Genomic DNA, 1,999 nt, shown 5'->3' with positions numbered 1-1,999 from the left:
ACAAAGGCGATGACGGGCATTGGCCGCTCGCGGATCGGGAAGCTCGGAAAACATCGGCAGCACTCCAAAACAAGACACCAACCGAATCCGCAACACCAATCAACGCAACCTCAAATCTCATATGCGATTCCCCTGCCCCGGGGAGGGAGATCAAGGGAGAGGGGGAAGACACCGTCTTTCGCCCTTCAAACCCTGACCGGGATTTCCCCCTCATCCGCCCTTCGGGCACCTTCTCCCCAGGGAGAAGGAAGTCACAGAGACGCTACCCCTAATCCTCCGCCCACTGGCGCAGCAGGTTGGCCTTGCTCTTCAGCAGGAGGTCGAGTTCGGCGGTCTTGCCGTCGCGCTCGAACAGGGCGCGGCAGGCGCGGTCGAGATCGAACAGGATTTCGCGCTGGTCGGGACGGCGCACCAGGCTGCGCACCCAGCCGACCACGGCGACGCGCTCGCCGCTGGTCACCGGCGCCACCCGGTGCAGCGCCGCGGTCGGATAGACCACCACCTCGCCCGGCGCCAGCTTGATCTCGGTCTCCCCGTCCACGCTCTCCATCACCAACTCGCCGCCCTGATAGCTGTCCGGCTCGGACAGGAAGAGCGTGAAGGAGAGATCGGCACGGCGGCCACCCATCAGCGCGTCGTCGACATGCAGCCCGTATTCCATGCCCTGCGTGTAGCGCGAGACCAGCATGCGCGTGATCGATTTGGGCTGGGTGAAGGAGACGAAAAGCGGGTGCGCCATCAGCGCCTTGCGTACCAGATTGCGGATCGTGTCGATGCGCGGGCCGGCCTCGACCTGCTCATTGCGCTTCACTTCGCGCGCCGCCCAGCCGGCCGTCTTGCGGCCATCGGCGTAATCGCTTTCACCCGCCAGCTGCCGGAGTTGTTCGACGGTCTCGGCGGCGCACACATTCTGCAGACACAAGAGCATGAAATTACCTGCGACTAATTGTCATTTGCCGGAAATGGGTTTAGGCGGTCTATCAGGGTCGGGCAAGACGTCCCGAAAACAAGGCAAGGGGAATGCTTATGGGTATCAAGCGCCGTACGCGAATCTGGACCACGGTCGGCACTGCCGCCCTGCTGGGCGGACTGGCCGGGTGTAGCGAGCCGGTCAGCGACACGCCAGCGGACGAAGTGCCGCAGAGCCAGGCCGAGCAGCACGACACCAGTGCCGCAGCCGATCATGCGGCCGAACCGGCTGCGCCTGCCGGCGGCTGGTCGGAAGGTGAAGGCGAAGGTGAAGGCGGTTCCGGCGGCGGCGAGTTCGGCATCGATCCGGCGGCTGCGGAAAGCGACCCTGTCGTCTACATGATCGCGCTGGAAGTCATGCGCGCCCACTACCTGGCCGGCATCGACGCCTACCGGGCCGGCAATCGCACGGCGGGCGCGGAAATGTTCGCCCACCCGATCAACGAGATCTATATCGACTTCGAACCGGTGCTGGAAACGCTGGGCGCGCCGCTGTTCGGCGACACGATGACCGACGCTTCGGTGGCCCCCTATTCCGGCGCCGGCGAAGACGAGATCGTCGCACGCGTTGACGACGTGCTGGTCGCCATTGACGATGCCGCGGAATACGCCCCGCAGAGCGACGCGTCCGAGGCTGAGGTCCATGCCCGCGTGCTGGCCGACCTGCTCGAGCGCGGCGCGCTGCAATACCGTGTCGCGGCCGGCGATGCGGCGGCGGGCGAGGCCTATCTGGACGGCTACGGCTTTGCGAAAGGCGCCGAGCGCTATGCGGCCAGCCATATGGACGTGATTGCCGCCGCCAATCCGGCGCTGGCGGGTGCCTTTGCCGGCCTTGTCGACCAGCTGAACGCCGCCTTCCCGACAGCCCTGCGCCCCGACACGCTCGAGGGCGATGCCGACGCCCTCGTCAGCGCTGTCACGGCGGCCAAGGCTACGGTTAACACCCTGCCCTGATTGGACATATCGCAAGAGCGTGATCCAGATCACGCCTTGCCGGCGCGACGCGCCGTAAAGTCGATCCGAGCGAAGG

General features: G+C 65.7%; 2 protein-coding genes. One reads left to right on the top strand and one right to left on the bottom strand.

Annotated elements, in window-relative coordinates:
- Positions 1–268: 268 nt before the first annotated feature.
- Positions 269–928, bottom strand: a complete 660-nt coding sequence (locus ABJO18_RS06545) for a Fe2+-dependent dioxygenase (protein WP_348335754.1) — start codon at positions 926–928, stop codon at positions 269–271.
- A 98-nt stretch (positions 929–1,026) separates the two neighbouring features.
- Here ABJO18_RS06545 and ABJO18_RS06540 point away from each other — a divergent pair, with 98 nt between their 5' ends.
- A complete protein-coding gene (locus tag ABJO18_RS06540) occupies positions 1,027–1,923 on the top strand; it encodes a hypothetical protein (RefSeq protein ID WP_348335753.1) in 897 nt (298 codons plus the stop codon).
- The last annotated feature ends 76 nt before the right edge of the window (positions 1,924–1,999 follow it).

Source organism: Maricaulis sp., assembly GCF_039978735.1.
Taxonomy (GTDB): domain Bacteria; phylum Pseudomonadota; class Alphaproteobacteria; order Caulobacterales; family Maricaulaceae; genus Maricaulis.
This window is presented reverse-complemented; position numbering and strand designations above follow the sequence as displayed.

Coding starts and splice junctions, on each gene's coding strand:
- ABJO18_RS06545 (WP_348335754.1), bottom strand. CDS start 928: ATGCTCTTGTGTCTGCAGAATGTGTGCGCCGCCGAGACCGTCGAACAA.
- ABJO18_RS06540 (WP_348335753.1), top strand. CDS start 1,027: ATGGGTATCAAGCGCCGTACGCGAATCTGGACCACGGTCGGCACTGCC.